General features: G+C 50.4%; 12 protein-coding genes. 1 reads left to right on the forward strand and 11 read right to left on the reverse strand.

Annotated elements, in window-relative coordinates; genetic code table 11:
- Positions 1-56: 56 nt before the first annotated feature.
- The 10 genes from DXD68_RS20380 to DXD68_RS20425 form a co-directional block, all read right to left on the reverse strand.
- Entirely contained in the window at positions 57-1307 is a 1251-nt protein-coding gene (locus DXD68_RS20380; RefSeq protein ID WP_122363334.1) for an ABC transporter permease, read from the reverse strand.
- Between the two features lie 12 nt (positions 1308-1319).
- The gene (locus DXD68_RS20385; protein WP_122363335.1) at positions 1320-2606 is read right to left on the reverse strand and encodes an ABC transporter permease; all 1287 of its coding nucleotides are present in this window, start codon (positions 2604-2606) and stop codon (positions 1320-1322) included.
- Positions 2607-2661: 55 nt separating this feature from the next.
- Positions 2662-3930, reverse strand: a complete 1269-nt coding sequence (locus DXD68_RS20390; protein WP_233577256.1) for an ABC transporter permease — start codon at positions 3928-3930, stop codon at positions 2662-2664.
- Between the two features lie 10 nt (positions 3931-3940).
- Positions 3941-5188, reverse strand: a complete 1248-nt coding sequence (locus DXD68_RS20395) for an ABC transporter permease (RefSeq protein ID WP_233577257.1) — start codon at positions 5186-5188, stop codon at positions 3941-3943.
- An 81-nt stretch (positions 5189-5269) separates the two neighbouring features.
- On the reverse strand, positions 5270-6544 hold the full coding sequence (locus DXD68_RS20400) for an ABC transporter permease (RefSeq protein ID WP_122363337.1): 1275 nt from the start codon (positions 6542-6544) through the stop codon (positions 5270-5272).
- 10 nt (positions 6545-6554) lie between these two features.
- A complete protein-coding gene (locus DXD68_RS20405; RefSeq protein ID WP_122363338.1) occupies positions 6555-7862 on the reverse strand; it encodes an ABC transporter permease in 1308 nt (435 codons plus the stop codon).
- A gap of 175 nt (positions 7863-8037) precedes the next feature.
- Positions 8038-9285, reverse strand: coding sequence for an ABC transporter permease (locus DXD68_RS20410; RefSeq protein ID WP_122363339.1), 1248 nt, complete (start codon positions 9283-9285; stop codon positions 8038-8040).
- Between the two features lie 9 nt (positions 9286-9294).
- Positions 9295-10596 carry an ABC transporter permease gene (locus DXD68_RS20415; RefSeq protein WP_122363340.1) on the reverse strand — a complete coding sequence of 434 codons (1302 nt, stop codon included), beginning with the start codon at positions 10594-10596 and terminating at the stop codon, positions 9295-9297.
- A gap of 163 nt (positions 10597-10759) precedes the next feature.
- Positions 10760-11425 carry an ABC transporter ATP-binding protein gene (locus tag DXD68_RS20420; protein WP_122363341.1) on the reverse strand — a complete coding sequence of 222 codons (666 nt, stop codon included), beginning with the start codon at positions 11423-11425 and terminating at the stop codon, positions 10760-10762.
- Between the two features lie 11 nt (positions 11426-11436).
- On the reverse strand, positions 11437-12681 hold the full coding sequence (locus tag DXD68_RS20425; protein WP_122363342.1) for an efflux RND transporter periplasmic adaptor subunit: 1245 nt from the start codon (positions 12679-12681) through the stop codon (positions 11437-11439).
- A 207-nt stretch (positions 12682-12888) separates the two neighbouring features.
- Here DXD68_RS20425 and DXD68_RS20430 point away from each other — a divergent pair, with 207 nt between their 5' ends.
- Complete coding sequence (locus DXD68_RS20430) at positions 12889-13728, forward strand: PepSY-like domain-containing protein (protein WP_122363343.1); 840 nt, start codon at positions 12889-12891, stop codon at positions 13726-13728.
- A gap of 560 nt (positions 13729-14288) precedes the next feature.
- Here the strand turns inward: DXD68_RS20430 and galB are convergent.
- The gene (gene galB / locus DXD68_RS20435) at positions 14289-16796 is read right to left on the reverse strand and encodes a beta-galactosidase GalB (protein ID WP_122363344.1); all 2508 of its coding nucleotides are present in this window, start codon (positions 16794-16796) and stop codon (positions 14289-14291) included.
- Positions 16797-16870: the final 74 nt, after the last annotated feature.

Raw genomic sequence — 16870 nt, forward strand, 5'->3', positions numbered from 1 at the left:
TACAGATCCGGGCTCTATTAGCTCTATGTGACTAATGTAATTTATATGAGAAATAATCACTCATAATGTAAAGCCTCTGCCGGTTTCAGGCGTGCTGCTTCGTTGGCCGGATACCAGATTCCGGCAATGATCATACCTACGATCAACAGGTAAGTGATCAGCATGCCTACGACAAAACGAAGGACCGTGTTATCCATCAGTACTGTATTTGTCAGATCTGCAAACATGATATTGCCACAGATCACTACTGCCGGAACAAAAGCAAGAGTCAACAGCAAGACACCTTCCCCCAGGACAGTACTCCGCAGTTGGTTACGGGTAGCACCCAATGCCATGCGAAGCCCCATCTCCCCCTGCCGCTGGCGGGTACGGAACCAGAATGTTCCGACTATTCCCAGGAAGATATTGATCAACAGGAAGAGCAGGATCGACAAACGGGTATTCATCTCCCCTTTGCCTTCACGTATGCCGTCCTCCCGTATAGTAGATACAGGAGTGATGCTTTGCAAGTAAAGGTTCCCTATCTCTACCTGATTACTGTTCTCTTTCATAAAGGTTTCGGCAAAATCCCTGTCCGCTTCCGGTTTTACCCTTACCGAGACTTCGGCCCAGGGAAGAAAACCGGCATCTATCGTCTTTATATCCCCTTCTCCCATACAGAGATACACATTCGGTCTGGGACGCTTAAACTCAGAACTACGAACTACCCCACAAATGGCCCCTACTTTGGTTGTCCAGGTATTATCGCCGGAATAGACCATCTTTCCGAGAGCATCCTGCCCTTCGAATATCTTATCGGCTGCATCTTCTGTCAGGACAATACTATTGGCAGTCACACCCTCTCCCGGCTGCCGGTTACTTCCCGGTGCCGCAGGGATACGGTAGACATCGAAATATTCCGGTGTTACGTAATAGATGCGACAAGCCGTCTTCTCCACCACCGTATCACGTCCCAAGGGCATATAATTGATTATATCGTTGTACGGTACACCGAATCTCGACAAAGTAACCGCTTCCACCCCCGCATGCAGCCTGAGCCTGTTCATCGCATCCCACAAGTCCTCACCTACGGCTGCCGGATGTTCTTCGGACGACAGATATCCCTCAGCACCTTCTTCGCGTGCGCTGAACTGGAACTTATAGGTATGGTCGATATCAAACCCCATAGGAGCATTGAAAGCATACAGCGTCACCAGCAAAAAGTCGACTATGTACCACAGGCAAACGGCAACAAGCAACAGTTCACCGAACAACCAGCCGTTACTCTTCCGCTGGTTCCATATTTGTTTTAATATATGATTGATCATCTTCGTATGGGTTTAGTATTCGTTCAACGCTTCCATTACATTCTTCCGGGCCATCCGGTAAGCCGGTATTCCCGCCGACAGCAGGTTCAGTATCAGGCAGAACACAAAGGCATAGAGGAATATCACCGGGTTAAGCAGTTCCGTCACCGACAACGCCGGTGTGCCTCCAAAGACAGAGGAGATAGAAGCAAAACTGTTGCTCAATAACCAGGTACGCATCAGCCAGATCGCGATATAAGAGATAAACAACCCGATAACGCCCCCCAGCAGGGTTAAGACCATACTCTCCGAAAGGATCTGCACCAACAATGTTCCCCGGGTTGCCCCGAAAGCCTTACGGATACCTATTTCCGACATACGTTTCCGCATCTGCGACAAGGTCATACCCGACAGGTTGATAGCCGGAACGAGCAGCAAGATAACGATCACCAGCAGATATTGCAGGATGGTCTTTGTCTTGTCAGGCCCCATTGCCCCCAGGCCTTTGATCTCCCAATCCAGATGGGTATCGGGCTGGTCGTACAGCGTGAGTTTATAATCGGCCAGCGAACTGTTGTAACGAACCAGTTGCCTGTCCATCTCCTGCCGGATAGCATCGAAATCGGCAGGGGAATGTGCCAGGATAATGGCCTGATACCAGCCGGTTATACTCTCCGCCCAGGTATCGTCGGGGAAAGGCTGCGCCGAATAAGACACCCATACTTCGGAATACGATGCTTTGGCAATCGTAGACACATCTTTTACTACGCCGCTGACGGTATAGGGTTTATAGCTGATCATGATCGTCTTGCCTGCCGCATCGGAAGTTCCGTAGAGCCGGCGGGCAAGCGACTCCGCGATAACGACCTTTTTGATACCCGACTGCACCTCTTCTTTCGTATACGGGCTACCGGACACAAAGTCGAAATTGAATATCTTCCAGAACACATCGTCGGTAAACAGCATCAGGCAATCTTTCTTTTCCTGTCCTCCCGGAATGGATGCCAACTGGCTGCGCCAGGGGGAAACGATGGCGACTGCTTCCGGCGTTTCCATCGTTTGGATACATTCCCGGATCGTTTTCAGGGAGAGGTAACCGTTGCCATAGTTTGAACCTTTAAAGTCACGCCCGCCCCACCGCACATACATCGTGCGGTCGCGGTTGTCCTCCGGCGAATAGTTATTTACCCTCACCTCGTAAGTGATCACCATCACCATGATCATACAGATGGCCAAAGCTGTTCCCAGAATGGAGATCAGGCTGAGGAGTTTATTCTCTTTCAGCATGGCCAGGGCTTGTTTGAAATAGAGTTTATACATAATCTTTATTGTTGTTTATGCAGGGGCGGTTCGCGAACCGCCCGTACGGGATCTGTTATTCGTAATGCAGGGCTTCGGCAGGTTCCATCTTCATGGCACGCCAGGCCGGATATAAAATGCCGGAGATGATCATCAGCGACATAAGCAGGCAGGTCAACACCGTTCCTATCAGGAAACGAGGGAGGGTAAAGTCCGCCCAATAGATGTTGACCAGTTCGGCTACTCCCAGGTTAAAGCAGATGATGACGGCAGGCAGCATGGCCAGGAACAGCATCACCAGTCCTTCGCTTATCAACAAAGTTCGCAAACCTTGTGAAGTAGAACCCAGGGCGACACGCAGTCCCATCTCCCCCCGGCGGTGCTGCGTACGAAACCAGAACGTTCCGGAGATACCCAGGAAGATATTCACAACCAGAAAAAACAGAAGGAACAGGCGCATCCTTATATCGCTCAGTACCGGGCTTACGACTGCCCTCTTTATTAATGAAGAGGGACGGACATCTATCATATATAGATTACCTACCGACAACTGCGTCGCCATATCCCGACGGAACTCGTCACTGAAACGGAGAGCGGCATCCGGACGGATACGGACGCAGAGTTCCATATTCGCCAGGTCGTTCGAACTCATTTCACCGGCTATTTCATCTTCCGGCAGCAAGGTATAAAAACAAGGCCTACTCTTTTCATACTCCGTCCAGCGGATAGGGGTACAAAGGGCTTTTACCTCCTTAAAGTAGCCGTCTTTACCGATCTGTAGACTTTTGCCTACCGCATTTTCGCCCGGCAGCAGTTCTGCGGCGCCATTGGCCGACAAAACGATCGAACGTACATCGAGCGCATCGGCCAGGGTCGGCCCGTTCCCGCCTTCGCGTTCTATACGGAAGACACGGAAGAAGGAAGGCGTTACTTTGTAGCGTTGCATGGTCACCCCGACCGTATCCTTATAGAACAGGCGGCTGTAATAAACCTGATTGGTATAATGTGTTGCGGCATACGGCTGAGAGCCTATCGACAACGATACTTCCTCCACACCCGGGTATTGCCGGATACGCTCCATGATGGTCAACAGATCCTGGCCGGTAGTCGTTTCTTTGGTGGCGGGGTCGAGGTAGTTGTCGCTATCGGGAGTACGTTCGTTGATATCGACACGATAAGTATCGGTTATATCGAATCCCAGCGGAGTACGGACGATCGTGGACAATACGCTCATATAATCGATAATGTACCACAGGCAGACAGAGACCAACATCAATTCCGTCAGTATCCAGACGTTACTCTTACGCTGGTTCCATATTATTTTAAACAGGTGCTTTATCATCATACGTTCCTCCTTATTCCCCTTTTAATGATTCAACAATAGGTATCGACGACACACGCCACGCCGGAACACAGGCACTCAATAAGTTCAGCAGCGAACAGAACAGGAAAGCGATCAGGAACACCTCCGGACGGAACAGGATCGATAACGGCACCTCTGCCGTCACATCCATACCGAAGTAGGTGGAAGAGGTGAACACCCAATCCTTCAACAGGTAAAGGAACCAATAGGAGAACAGCAACCCCAGTAACCCGCTGACTACCGACAACACGATATTCTCGTAAACGATCTGTCCGAGCAACCCGGCCCGGGTACATCCGAACGCCTTACGCACTCCCAGTTCGCTCACCCGTTCTTTCATACGCGATAAAGTCAGGCCCGAGAGGTTGATGGCAGGCACCAATAATGCGATCAAGATCGGGATAATAGCATTGAGATAGACCATTCGCATATCCGGCATACCGGGACCGAAACGCATCTCTTCCACATATTTGGTATCCGGCTGTCGATAGTAATAGACCTTATGATCGACCAGCGTCTTATTATATTGTTCCGTCCGTCGGTCGATCTCCTCGCGTATCTCGTCGAAATCGGACGAAGAGCGGGCCACGATCATACATTTGTAATGTCCCATGATATTTTCCGATCCTTTTATCTCGGGGATATTAGCCGAAGTGAAAGGTACCCAGGCATGGGCATAGGAGAATGTAGTACGGGGAGTGACATCGGCCACCACAGCGCAGACCGTATAGGGAACGAAGCTGAGCTGCATGCTCTTCCCCACCACCTCGTCGATCGAGCCGAACATGCGGCGTGCCAGCTTTTCGCTGATCACCACTTTCCGGATACCGGCGTCGAACTCGGCTTTGGTGTATAGGTTTCCCCTCAATACATTGAAGGAGCATATCTTCCAGAACACATCGTCGGTGAAGAGAACGAAGCAGCGTTCGCCCGGATCACCGGGTATGGTTGCCAGGCGCGACTGTGCGGGGGAAGTGATACAAACCGCCTCCGGTATCTCCAACGACTGGAAACATTCGCGGATCGTCTTTAGCGACAGGTAACCGTTAGCCTGGGTGCTTTCGGTCAGTTTATCCTGCACACCGACCCACTTGACATAAAGCGTCCGTTCGCGTGCCGTCTCGGGAGGCATGTTCTTGTACATCGCCTGGTGAGCGATGATAATCGTCATGATAAGCGATATGGCCAATGCCGTACCGAAGATCGAGATGAAGCTGAGCCAGGGGCTCTCCTTCAACATGTGAAAGGTTTGTTTGAAGTATTGTTTATACATAGTTTTTTGTGTTGTGTAGGGGCGGTTCGCGAACCGCCCTTACAGGAGTCATTCATAGTGCAAGGCTTCTGCCGGCTCCAGATGCGCCGCTTTATGCGACGGGTACCAGACGGCAAGGGTGATGATACCGGCCAGGATTCCCCAGGTAAGGAGGCTGACGGTCAGCAGGCGGCCGAAAGTAACCTCCATCACTTCCGTACTAAGCAGGCCGGCGAAGGCTACATTCACACAGATCAGCAAGGCAGGTACGGCAGTAATAGTCAGTATCATCAATCCCTCGCCGATCAGCAACTGCTGCAGGCGGAGGCGGGTAGAACCGACAGCCATGCGAATCCCCAGCTCGTTACGGCGGCGGTTCACACGGAACCAAAATGTCCCGATCACAGCCAAAAAGACATTGATCAGCAGGAAGAGATTAATGGCAACGTCCAGCTTCTGCCCACCCGTATTCATCGAGGTCGCCTGATAGTTCGTACGTACATCGGGATAATATTGAACATTCACCAGCCAGAAGTTTCCCCCCGCTAGCCGGTGTTTCATCTCTTTCTTAAAACGGACGGCATATTCGGAAGCACTTTCCGCCGCGACATTCGGACGAACCCGGAAACAGATCTGCATCTTCCCCAGCTCCTGTTCACCCATCCTGAGGATACTCCGTTCCTTCATCTCTTTAAAGACAATCGAAGGCGGTTGACTGAACTCTTCGCGTTTCACGGCCCTCGTTACTCCCTTTACACGGAAACGAAAGGTATCATCCTGAAGGATAAGCAACTCCTCGCCGTCCACCTTCGTCGAACCGAAACATTCCATTGCCATCGGCTCACTGATAAGGATACCCTCCTGAATAGCTGCAGCCAGCTCGTCCGACGAATCGCCATCGGCTGTATGTATATCGAACACACGAAAATAACCGGGCGTAACGTTGAAGTCAAAGGCATTCCGGAAAAGAGAATCTTTCTCCTGAAAGTAAGTCTCCGAATTGGACATATATGTATAAGGCATCGAAGCCCCGTTCGCCATACCTACCACCTGCACGTCGGGATGTGCCTCCAACTGGCGGATGATACGCATGAAATCCTCTCCCGCCTCCTGGCTTCCCTTTTCGTAGGCAATATAGGAAGCGCTGCTTGAAGGACGTACTGCCAGCGTCACCTTATAGACATTTTCAAACGAATATTCCATCGGTTGCGCCTGTGTTATCCGGTTCATCATCATCCGGTCGACGGCGTACCAAAGCAGTACGAAGACGACAAGTAGTTCGATAAACACCCAGGTATTGCTGCGGCGTTGTGTCTTGATCAGTTTCAGTATATGTAACAGCATATCTATCTCTTTAATTGTGGTTTAATGACTCAGTTATATTCACACGGATCGCACGCCAAGCAGGGATCATCGACGACATCAGGTTCAATACGAAGCAAACCAGGAAGGCATAGCCGAACACAGCCGGGCTCAGTAGCATTCCGAATGTCAGTTCCGTCTGCACACTGCCCTGTACCATAGCGATGATACCCGGAGTAAGCAGCAACTGCTGGAAAAGCGCAACCATCCCATAAGAGACCAGTAGTCCAACCAATCCGCCCGGCAGCATCAGCAACAAGTTTTCTATCAGTACCTGTGTCAACAGCCGGTTCTTACGTGCCCCGAAAGCCTTCCGCACACCCAGTTCGGAGATGCGGTCCTGCATCCGTGAAGCGTTCAGTCCGGACAGGTTCAGAGCCGGGATCAGCATGAAAAGCAGGATCAGAAACAGGAGTATCAGATAAACCGCAGACACGGAGCCGCCCATCACAAACTGGCGGACCACATGCGTCAGATGTGTCTCCACCCCGTTCATCATACTGAGCTTTCCGTCGGCCAGGGTCGTATTATAACGGTCGATCATTTCTTCCAGTTCAAGGCTCACCTCATCGGCTCCCATCCCGTCGACAGGCAGAATACAGACCGTCAGCAAGCCGACTGACACATCGCGTTCGTTGGAGGCCGCCATAACCAGCGGTATGGAAGTATAAGGTATCCACATATCGGCATAAACGGACGGTGTAACGGCAGAGATATCTTTCACCACACCGCTGACGGAATATTCGGTATCATCGAGCAGGATGCTTTTTCCCGTCACACCGGTCGTCGTCGAAAAAATACGGCGTGCCAGCGATTCAGAAACGACCACACGGGGGAAACCCGACTGGAACTCTTCCTCACTAAACGGCTTCCCTTCGATAAATGAAAAAGAAAAGAGGCGCCAGAAGCTATTGTTCGTCCCCATCACCTGCACCTTCTGCGGGTCGTCTCCCCCGGGAATCTGCACATAGGTATCACCATGAAGCAGGCTTGTAATGGCCGTGTTGGTCATCAGTGCCACCTCCTTCGCCGACTTCAACGGCATCAGGCATTCTTTAGCAGAACGGATGCCCCAGAAGAAAGTAGTGTTGCTTTTGCCCCGCTCATATTTCATCTGGTCGATGTACAGGTATTTGCCGCGATGCACTTCGGGGGCAATGTCGGCGGTACGGATATGGTACACGATCGCCATGACCATCACCATCGAGATAGCCAATCCGGTACCGATGATATAGACCGCGCTGTAGAAGCGGTTTTGCTTCATCAGGTTCCAGGCTTGTTTGAAGTATTGTTTATACATGGTGCAATATTATTTGTTTTGATTCTGCAAAGGCAAATGCCGTGCCACAAACATAACTGACTGATAGTAAGCCCCAAGAGCAAATACCGTAGTGTTCAATAACGAACAGTGGTCACGGTATCGAACACTGCAGGTTTAGTTGGTTTAACTGTTTGAACATATCCCCCGCTGTCTTTTATTCATAATGCAATGCTTCCGCCGGTTCGATACGGGAAGAGCGGCGGGCCGGATACCAGGTACCGAGCACGACCACGAACACCAGCAAAGCCAGCGTGATCACCGTAGTCAATCCGCAACGTAAAGGCGTTACGTCCATATACTGCTTCGGGAGCAGGTCGAGATGTACCAGATTCAGGCAGACGACCAGTGCCGGAAGGAAAGCGATAAACAACAGGATCATCCCTTCTCCCACCATCTGCCACAGGATGGTACGCCGGGAAGAGCCGACCGCCATACGTAAGCCTATCTCCGAATTACGTTTATTGATACGCAGCCAGAACGTTCCGATCACTCCCAGGAATATGTTAAGCAGGAAAAAGACGGCAAAGCCAATCCGGTAATTCAAGATATTATAAGCCTTTTGGAGCTGCACGTCGCGGTAATTACTCAGAGGCGTGACCTCCGACAGATAGAAATTGCCGGCCTGCAACTGCTGTCGCATCTCCCGCCCAAAACGTTCGGCAAAGTCGTTCTTCGCCGCCCCTTTTTTCACACGGAAACAAATGTCGACAGAGCTCCAGAGGTCGTTCTCACTCTCTACGGACAACAAAGACTCGTTCAACGGGACAAAAAGGAAACGTGCCGGACGGTCGAACTCCGTCCGTTTCATCAGCCCGGTAACTCCCGTCACACGCATCTCCAGGCTATCGCCTTTATCGAGGATGGTCTGCCCGATAGCCGAAGAACCGGGAAAGAGCCGTTCTTCCACGGCGGAAGAAATCACATAGCCCTCAGTCATAGCCTGCGCCAACGTTTCGGGATAGCCATCGGAGCCGGCAACACGGAACACACGGAAGTAGTCGGGCGTAACGGTCAGAATATCGGCATTCACCCTCAACGTATCGTGCCAGAACAGGTTGCTCATATTGCTGCGGCAATAAGGGAAATGCCAGGAACCGACACTCACACCTTCTATATCCGGGTGCTGGCGAAGACGTTCGGCAATACGTTGCATATTCAGCCAGGGCTCGGGACTATCTTCTTCGTAAGTAATATACCCGTTTTCGTTCTTCTGACGGACGGCAAGGGTCAGCTTATAGGTGTTATCTATATGAAAGCCTGTCGGGGTAGAGGCGGTAATGGTCAGGACGGACAGGAAATCGACGATATACCACATCAGGGCGGAGACGACAAACAATTCGAGCACGATCCACAGGTTGAAACGGCGTTGTGTCCATATTAATTTAAATAGATGTCTTATCATAATATATCATTATTTATCGTTGATCGAGTCTGCTATCGGCCGGCGCACGGCTTTCCATACGGGCAGCAGCGACGAGAGCAGATTAAGGAACACGCAAAGCCCGAAAGCCGAAAAGAAAAGCGGGAAGTTGAACAACATGCCGAATGTGAGTTGTACATCACCCGTCGCAGCCATTTGCCCGACGCTGCCGAGCAGGAAGTTACGCAACACGACAACCAGCACCCACGACACCAGCAAACCGGCCAGTCCGCCGATACAGGTCAACATCAGGTTTTCGGTCAGTACCTGCGACACCAACGTACGCGCACCGGCCCCAAAGGCTTTCCTCAGTCCCATCTCTTCGGTGCGTTCCTGCATCCGCGAAGAGATAAGCCCCGTCAGGTTGATGGCGGGAACCAGCATGAAGACCAACGCGATAAGCAAGTAACGGCGGATGATGTCCGACAGCGAAGAACCGTAGTCGAGTTTCTGAAGCTCCGTCTGCTTCGGGGTGGATAGCCACAATGTATCCACATACCTCTCCTGCAAAGTAGCGTTGTATTGGAGCCGGCGGCGGTTCACCTCATCGCGGACGGCATCGAAACGGGCGGGACCGGAGACAAGCAGGTAGGCGACAACAGGGCCGGCAGACCTCTCGGCATTGGCCGTTTCCGCCAGGACAGGAACCGAGGTGATCGGTATCCAGATATCGGCACAAGTCATCGACATAACCGATGAAACATCTCTCACCACCCCACTGACGCGGTATTCCAGCCCGTTGAGTAGAACGGCTTTGCCTTCCGCCTCTATCGTTCCGAACAGGCGGCGGGCATACGATTCACTCAACACGACACGCTTCACGCCGCTTTCAAATTCTTCACCGGTAAAGGGTTTACCGCTGAGGAAACGAAACCGGAAGATCTGCCAGAACGCACCGTCGACAGCCTCAACCATCGCCCTATAACGGTCGGGACTTCCGGGCAACTGCGAATAGACGGTTCCCATCAATATATCCGTACCTTGCGGATTGATCACGAAGGTCACTTTCTCCACCTCCGACAATTCACTCAGTATCTGCCGGGCAGCATGAAACGAAAGCGACCAGTTGTGCGTTCCGCCATTCTCATCCTTCGACTTCACCGATGCACGGTCAAGCTGCAACAGCCTGCTCCGGCAATCCTCCGGAGCAATGTCTGCCGTGCGGATGTAATAGACCGTGGCCATGATCATCACCATCGAAATGGCAAGCCCCGTCCCCAGGATGTAAACGAAACTGAAGAAGCGGTTCTGCTTCATCAATTGCCAGGCCTGTTTGAGATATTGTTTATACATAATGTCTATCTTTGTTATTCAAACTTTAAAATCACACTAGTCATGGATAAGGAACTACCCAAATCGCAATTATCAGGCATCACACCGGCCCGAGTATTGCTACGCGTCAGTAAAAGCCATCTGCCCGCCCTTCCCGATACGGACAATGCATGAGGGCTCATCCTTACTGTACCTGTCGTCCGTCGAAGAACCTCACCGTACGGCTGGTCTGCTGTGCCTGCGCTTCGTTGTGGGTTACCATCACGATGGTGCGTCCGTCTTCCTTGTTCAGTTTATGAAGTATCTCCATGACCTCGATACCCATCTTCGAGTCCAGGTTACCGGTCGGCTCATCCGCCAGGATGATCTCGGGGTTACCGACAATCGCACGGGCAATGGCTACACGCTGGCACTGACCACCCGAAAGCTGCGTCGGGAAGTGACGCATACGATGGCTCAGACCGACCTTTTCGAGAACAGCTTCGGCTGCTTTGCGGCGTTCGGAGGAAGAGACGTTGCGGTAAAGTAACGGTAACTCCACATTATCCAGGACATTCAGTGAATTGATCAGATGGAACGACTGGAAGACAAAGCCCAGCGTCTTATTACGGAAAGCAGCCAGCTGCTTGTCGTTCATATTGCTGGTATTCGTACCGGCAATTTCCACCATACCGCCTGTCGGAGCGTCCAGCAGGCCGATAATGTTCAATAAGGTCGATTTTCCACAACCGGACGGTCCCATGATGCTCAGGAATTCACCTTTTTGGATATCCAAATTTACATTTTCCAGGGCAACTGTTTCAATCTCCTTCGTGCGGTAGATCTTTTCGAGGTTTGTTAACTTGATCATGATGTTTGATATTAATTGATTTTGAGTTTGTTCTTATCCTTGTAGCTGCTCATGTCGGAGACGATGACTTCGTCGCCGGGCTGCAGGCCGCTGACCACTTCCACGTATTCGTAATTGCTGTCACCGAGCTGGACTTTGCGCTTCAGCAGTTGGTCGCCGTTGATGACAAACAGTTCGTATTCACCTTTACCTACATAATAGGAAGCGTTGGCAATGCGCATGACGTCGTCTTTTACGGCGTTCATGACGTAGACGTCCGTCTTCAGGCCGGAGCGGAGACGGCGGTGGTTGTCTTCCTCCAACTGCACGGTAAAGGAGATCACGCCGTTCTTTGAAAGCGGGGTGACGTCGCTGACGGTACCTTCCAGCTTGTCACTGCCGATCTTAACGACCGCCTTACTGCCTGCGGCGATACGGTCGCCATACGTGTCGGCTATCTCTCCTTCGATCTTGAAGTGGGACAGGTCGGAGACGATGGCGACTTTCGTTCCCTGTGGCACCTGAGCACCGATCTCGTTGTTCACATACGTCAGGATAGCCTTACGCGGCGAACGGATCTGGGCATCGTCGAGCGTACGCTTGGTCTCGGCCAGGCCTTTGCGGAAGATGTTGAGTTCGAGTTCTTTTACCTTCAGATCAGCCTCGGAAAGAGCTTGTTCGTTGATGTATTTCTGTTCGTCTTCCTTCAGTTTGAGCTGGCTGACGTTGAAGTCGAGTTCTACCTGGCGCACTTTGTCGGTCGTTCCGGCACCGAGGCTGTCGAGATAGCGCTCGTTACGGAGTTCCACGGCTTTCCGGTCGAGTTCCATGCGGGACACTTTCAGTTTCATTTCCATTTCAGACAGCTTGCTTTGGTTGGTGACTTTCAGCTTTTCCAGTTCCAGGCGTTTCATCTGTTCTTCGTCCAGCAGTTTGTTGTATTCGGTTTCTGCGCTTTGCAGGTCCAGTTTCAGAATGGGGGTACCGACATCCACGGAATCACCGCCTTTTTTATAGATCTCGACGATGCGGGAATTGATCGGTGAGTTGATTATTTCTTCAAAGGCGGGAATCACTTTCCCGGATGCGCTGACCGATACTTCGATCACCCCTTTATCCACTTTCGAAATAGTAATGTCTTTACGATTCAGGCTGGTTTGCAGAAAAGAGATGACAACGGCAACGACGAGAACGATGCTCCCTACCCCTGCCCCGATCTTGATGATCTGTTTGCGTTGTTCTTTTCTCCGAACCTCTTTCGATATCTCTCTGTCCATATTTAGTATTGTTTTTATTTTCTGTCCTCCTAGGGGCAAACTCCGTGCCAAAAAGCTAAACAGCTGATTATGTGCAAAAAGGAAGGATGAACGGGTGTTCAATATCGGACAGTGTGTTCGGTTTTACGGAAAACATTCCTTATGTCTGGCTTGTTCTTTATCGACAAATAGAAATATGCACTTATTAATCGCTAAAACAATAAGAATATGAACATCAGGTCAATCTTTCTATCCCTTTTCGCCGTTTTGGGATTATTTCTCGCCAGTTGCGACAATAACGACGACGATCACAAAAATGCAATCGAACCGACCGAACCGGTCATGCAGGCTTTCAACAAGAAATATCCGAATGCCTCCAACCCGATCTTTACGATAGAGGGTAATTACTACGTAGCGGAATTCACGAACAACAGTGTCTCTACCGAAGCGTGGCTGACCGAACAGGGCAAGTGGATGATGGACAAAGCGGATACGCCTTTCAACCAGCTTCCGGAAGCGGTGACCGCCGCACTCAATAACGGACTTTATGCCGGTTGGAAAGTGGATGATTCCTATACGATCAACCGGGATAGTATGGCGGTCGTTTATAAGATCAATGCCGAAAAAGGGAACAGCGATATGGATCTGTATTACTCCCCGTACGGCAATCTTATCAAGGCTGTAAATGATGAAGGGAATGAGGATGCCCCGATCGTGATACCGGCAGAGGTACATACGTTGATGGCATTCACCTTTGCTACCTGCGACTTGCTGGATATACAGAGTAATGCCGACGGGTATATCCTGAATATGCTGGATGGAAAGGTGTACAAGATTGCTCAGTTGAATAAGAATTATTTATGGCAAAGTACTTCCTACCAGATCGCGGAGCAGGATGTACCTGAGATCATCATGGATAGTTTCCAATCTACGGGCTACGCCGGAGACACGATTGAATCGATCCTGGTAAAGATCGATGCAAACGGCACATTCTATACCTTTACCGTCGATCACAACGGGCAGAGCACGGAGGTTACGTTCGATGCGATCGGAAATATCGTACAATAAGTAATTTTAAACCTACTTTTCCCTTGATGGAAAAGTAGTCAAAAGATCAAGGCTGAACCGGCTTCACTGCTACGGTGAAAGACTACGCGGACGTTCATCCGTTTAGGCCTTTCATAGGAAGCAGAGCTTCCTCTTAGGATTGCCGACACCGCTTGCTTTTTGCACGATTCCGGGTCAAGCCCGGAATGACAAGCTTGGGACTTCGGGATTGATAACAAACCTGTCATCCCGGGATGACAGCCTAAAGAACTGTCAGTATCGGCAATCACAGGAGAACGCTTTACGTTCTATGAAAGGCCTCAGCTGGCGAGCGTAAAGCGTAGCAGCCGGAGAGAGCGTCCGGAGCATCCGCTGTAGGGGTCGTTCGCGAACGACCCTTACCTATCGACAGCGAACGCAGGATACGGAGTAGCGAGGCAGGTGCAGCCTTGAACTTTTGGTTACTTTTCTTTCAAGAGAAAAGTAACATACAAATAGAACAATATCCGAATCTATCCATAAAAAAATCCCCTTCGCAGAATAATGTGCGAAAGGGATTTTCTCTATACCTTGAAATAATCTTATCTACTTATCAACTCAATCCGTGCGCTCTTGACTCCCGGTGAAGAAGCTTCGAAGTAGATCGTACCCGGAGTCTCTTCCGTTTGTACGATGGCAGTCAGCTGTCCGCTGAACAGCTTCATCTGCGGAGCCTGGAAAGATTCGAGGCTTGCCGAATTACCGTTGGCAGCCGCTTTATATGTACCGGCTCCACGAACGTTGAACTTGATCTGGTTGGTGGCATCCGGACAAAGGTTACCGTTTTTATCCACTACCCGTACATTAATGAAAGACAGATCTTTGCCATCGGCAGTCAGATTGTTACGATCGGCAGAAAGCTCGATATGATGAGGTTTGCCGGCTGTATGTACTTCCTCTTCAGCAACTGCGTTTCCATCCTTATCGTAAGCAACCACTTTCAGCGTACCCGGCTCATATTTGGTATCCATCCACATCAGACGATAGCGTTTCTGACGTTCGAAACTCTTCTGAGCCGCTTCGGTATAGCTGCTGTCGATGCCGATGCTCAGATCTTTCGTACGTTTACCCTGGCTCTTTCCGTTGATGAACAGCTCGGCAGAAGGATAGTTGGTGTAAACGAACACTGGAGTTACTTCACCTTCGCGTCCCGGCCATGTCCAGTGAGGCAGGATATGTAACGTCTTTTCAGCCTTGTTCCAATGACTGCGATACAGATAGTAACGGTCCTTTGGAATACCGGCCAGATCAATGATACCGAACAGGGAGCTATGGCTCGGCCAGTTGGTATAATACGGAGTCGGTTCACCCAGATAGTCGAAACCGGTCCATACGAACTCGCCGATACAATAAGGCAGGTCTTCATGCTGGATGAAATCGTCTTCCGGCAGGTTTGACCAGCCGCAATGCTCTACGTCGTAAGAAGAACTCTGATGATCGTCGTAGACAGCCATCGCCTTACGTTCAACCGGGAATTTATAGACACCGCGTGAACTTACCGTTGAAGCCGTCTCACTTCCCAAAATAATTTCCTGCGGTAGTTTCTTGTAATTGACCTGATATCTGAACGGACGGTAGTTGAAACCGGCTACGTCCATTACGGCTGCAAAGTTATTGTTTACGACAGCATCCGGTGCATCCATACCCTGGGTTACCGGGCGAGTCGGGTCTTCCCGGTGGCAGATATCCTGCAGGAAGCGGGCAATCTTGGCATCTCCCTCGTTCCACTGGTTCGGCACTTCATTACCGATACACCACATCACCACACTCGGGTTATTACGGAAATGGTGAACCAGGTTTACCATGTCTTTTTCCGCCCATTCATCGAAGAAGAGATTGTAGCCGTTCTTGCATTTAGCGACATTCCATTCGTCGAAGCTTTCAGCCATCAGCATCATACCCATCTCATCACAAGCCTTCACCAGTTCAGGAGCAGGCATGTTGTGGGAAGTACGGACCGCATTACACCCCATCTCTTTTAGGATACGGATCTGGCGACGGATAGCGGCATCATTCACGGCTGCTCCCAACGGCCCCAGGTCATGGTGGTTACATACGCCTTTGAACACGGTCTTTTCACCGTTCAGGAAAAAGCCTTTACCCGGAATGATCTCGATGGAACGGATACCGAACGGGGTTGTGTATTCGTCTTTCAACTCGGTTCCGTTCCGGTACAAACGGCTTTCTGCCACATACAGGGCCGGCATATCCGGTGACCAAAGTGTCGGAGTATGAACAATAAACTCCTGGTCGACCGAACCGTTATTATATTTAATGTCGGTCAATGGAAGCATTGTCTCTACCAGCATCTGTCCGTTCGGATTACGAAGGCTTGTTTTTACTGCATATTGTTTCGGGTCAGCTCCTGCCGGCAGATTCACCTTCGTGTTTACATTCACTTTGGCAAATTCTTTCTTTACGATAGGAGTTGTCACATACGTTCCCCAAACAGGGATATGTGCATCTTCCGTAACAATCACATGTACGTTCCGATACAGACCGGCTCCGGGATACCAGCGGGATGATTCCGGCAGGTTTTCCAGGCGGACAGCCAATGTATTCTTCTGTTCCGGTTTCAGATACTTCGTAATATCGAAATGGAACGAGTTGTATCCATAAGGCCAATACCCTACTTCTTCTCCGTTAATATACACTTTCGCATGGCTCATCGCTCCATCGAACAGGATGGATGCTTTTTTACCTTCAGCGAACTGGGGGACTTCAAACTCGATACGGTACCAACCCACACCAACAAAAGGCAGACCACCTGTACGTCCAGCGTGTTCCATTGCCTCTTTCTGACCATCCTGTGAAATGGCTACTTCCTGCTTGTCGTTCTGGGAACTGAACGGACCGTATATCGCCCAATCGTGAGGGACTGTCACCGATTGCCATTTACTGTCGTCGAAAGCGGGTTTGATAAAGTCGGGGTTATCCTCACGAGTGAACTTCCAGTTTTTCTCTAGAAGGAACTCATTGCGTACTTGTGCTGAAAGGTTGGTCAGCAGTCCGAATAACGCGACTAAAATAACTAAATTGAATCTTTTCATGCGCATTTTAATGTTTTTGTAGTTCTTAGCGCAGCAAAAATAGCTAAATTTGCAGCTTTCACAAACTAAATCTA

The organism is Parabacteroides sp. TM07-1AC, from assembly GCF_003480915.1.
In the GTDB taxonomy this organism is placed as follows: domain Bacteria; phylum Bacteroidota; class Bacteroidia; order Bacteroidales; family Tannerellaceae; genus Parabacteroides; species Parabacteroides chongii.

Coding starts and splice junctions, on each gene's coding strand:
- DXD68_RS20400 (WP_122363337.1), bottom strand. CDS start 6,544: ATGCTGTTACATATACTGAAACTGATCAAGACACAACGCCGCAGCAAT.
- DXD68_RS20410 (WP_122363339.1), bottom strand. CDS start 9,285: ATGATAAGACATCTATTTAAATTAATATGGACACAACGCCGTTTCAAC.
- DXD68_RS20425 (WP_122363342.1), bottom strand. CDS start 12,681: ATGGACAGAGAGATATCGAAAGAGGTTCGGAGAAAAGAACAACGCAAA.
- DXD68_RS20395 (WP_233577257.1), bottom strand. CDS start 5,188: ATGTTGAAGGAGAGCCCCTGGCTCAGCTTCATCTCGATCTTCGGTACG.
- DXD68_RS20390 (WP_233577256.1), bottom strand. CDS start 3,930: ATGATGATAAAGCACCTGTTTAAAATAATATGGAACCAGCGTAAGAGT.
- DXD68_RS20430 (WP_122363343.1), top strand. CDS start 12,889: ATGAACATCAGGTCAATCTTTCTATCCCTTTTCGCCGTTTTGGGATTA.
- DXD68_RS20380 (WP_122363334.1), bottom strand. CDS start 1,307: ATGATCAATCATATATTAAAACAAATATGGAACCAGCGGAAGAGTAAC.
- DXD68_RS20385 (WP_122363335.1), bottom strand. CDS start 2,606: ATGTATAAACTCTATTTCAAACAAGCCCTGGCCATGCTGAAAGAGAAT.
- galB (WP_122363344.1), bottom strand. CDS start 16,796: ATGAAAAGATTCAATTTAGTTATTTTAGTCGCGTTATTCGGACTGCTG.
- DXD68_RS20415 (WP_122363340.1), bottom strand. CDS start 10,596: ATGTATAAACAATATCTCAAACAGGCCTGGCAATTGATGAAGCAGAAC.
- DXD68_RS20405 (WP_122363338.1), bottom strand. CDS start 7,862: ATGTATAAACAATACTTCAAACAAGCCTGGAACCTGATGAAGCAAAAC.
- DXD68_RS20420 (WP_122363341.1), bottom strand. CDS start 11,425: ATGATCAAGTTAACAAACCTCGAAAAGATCTACCGCACGAAGGAGATT.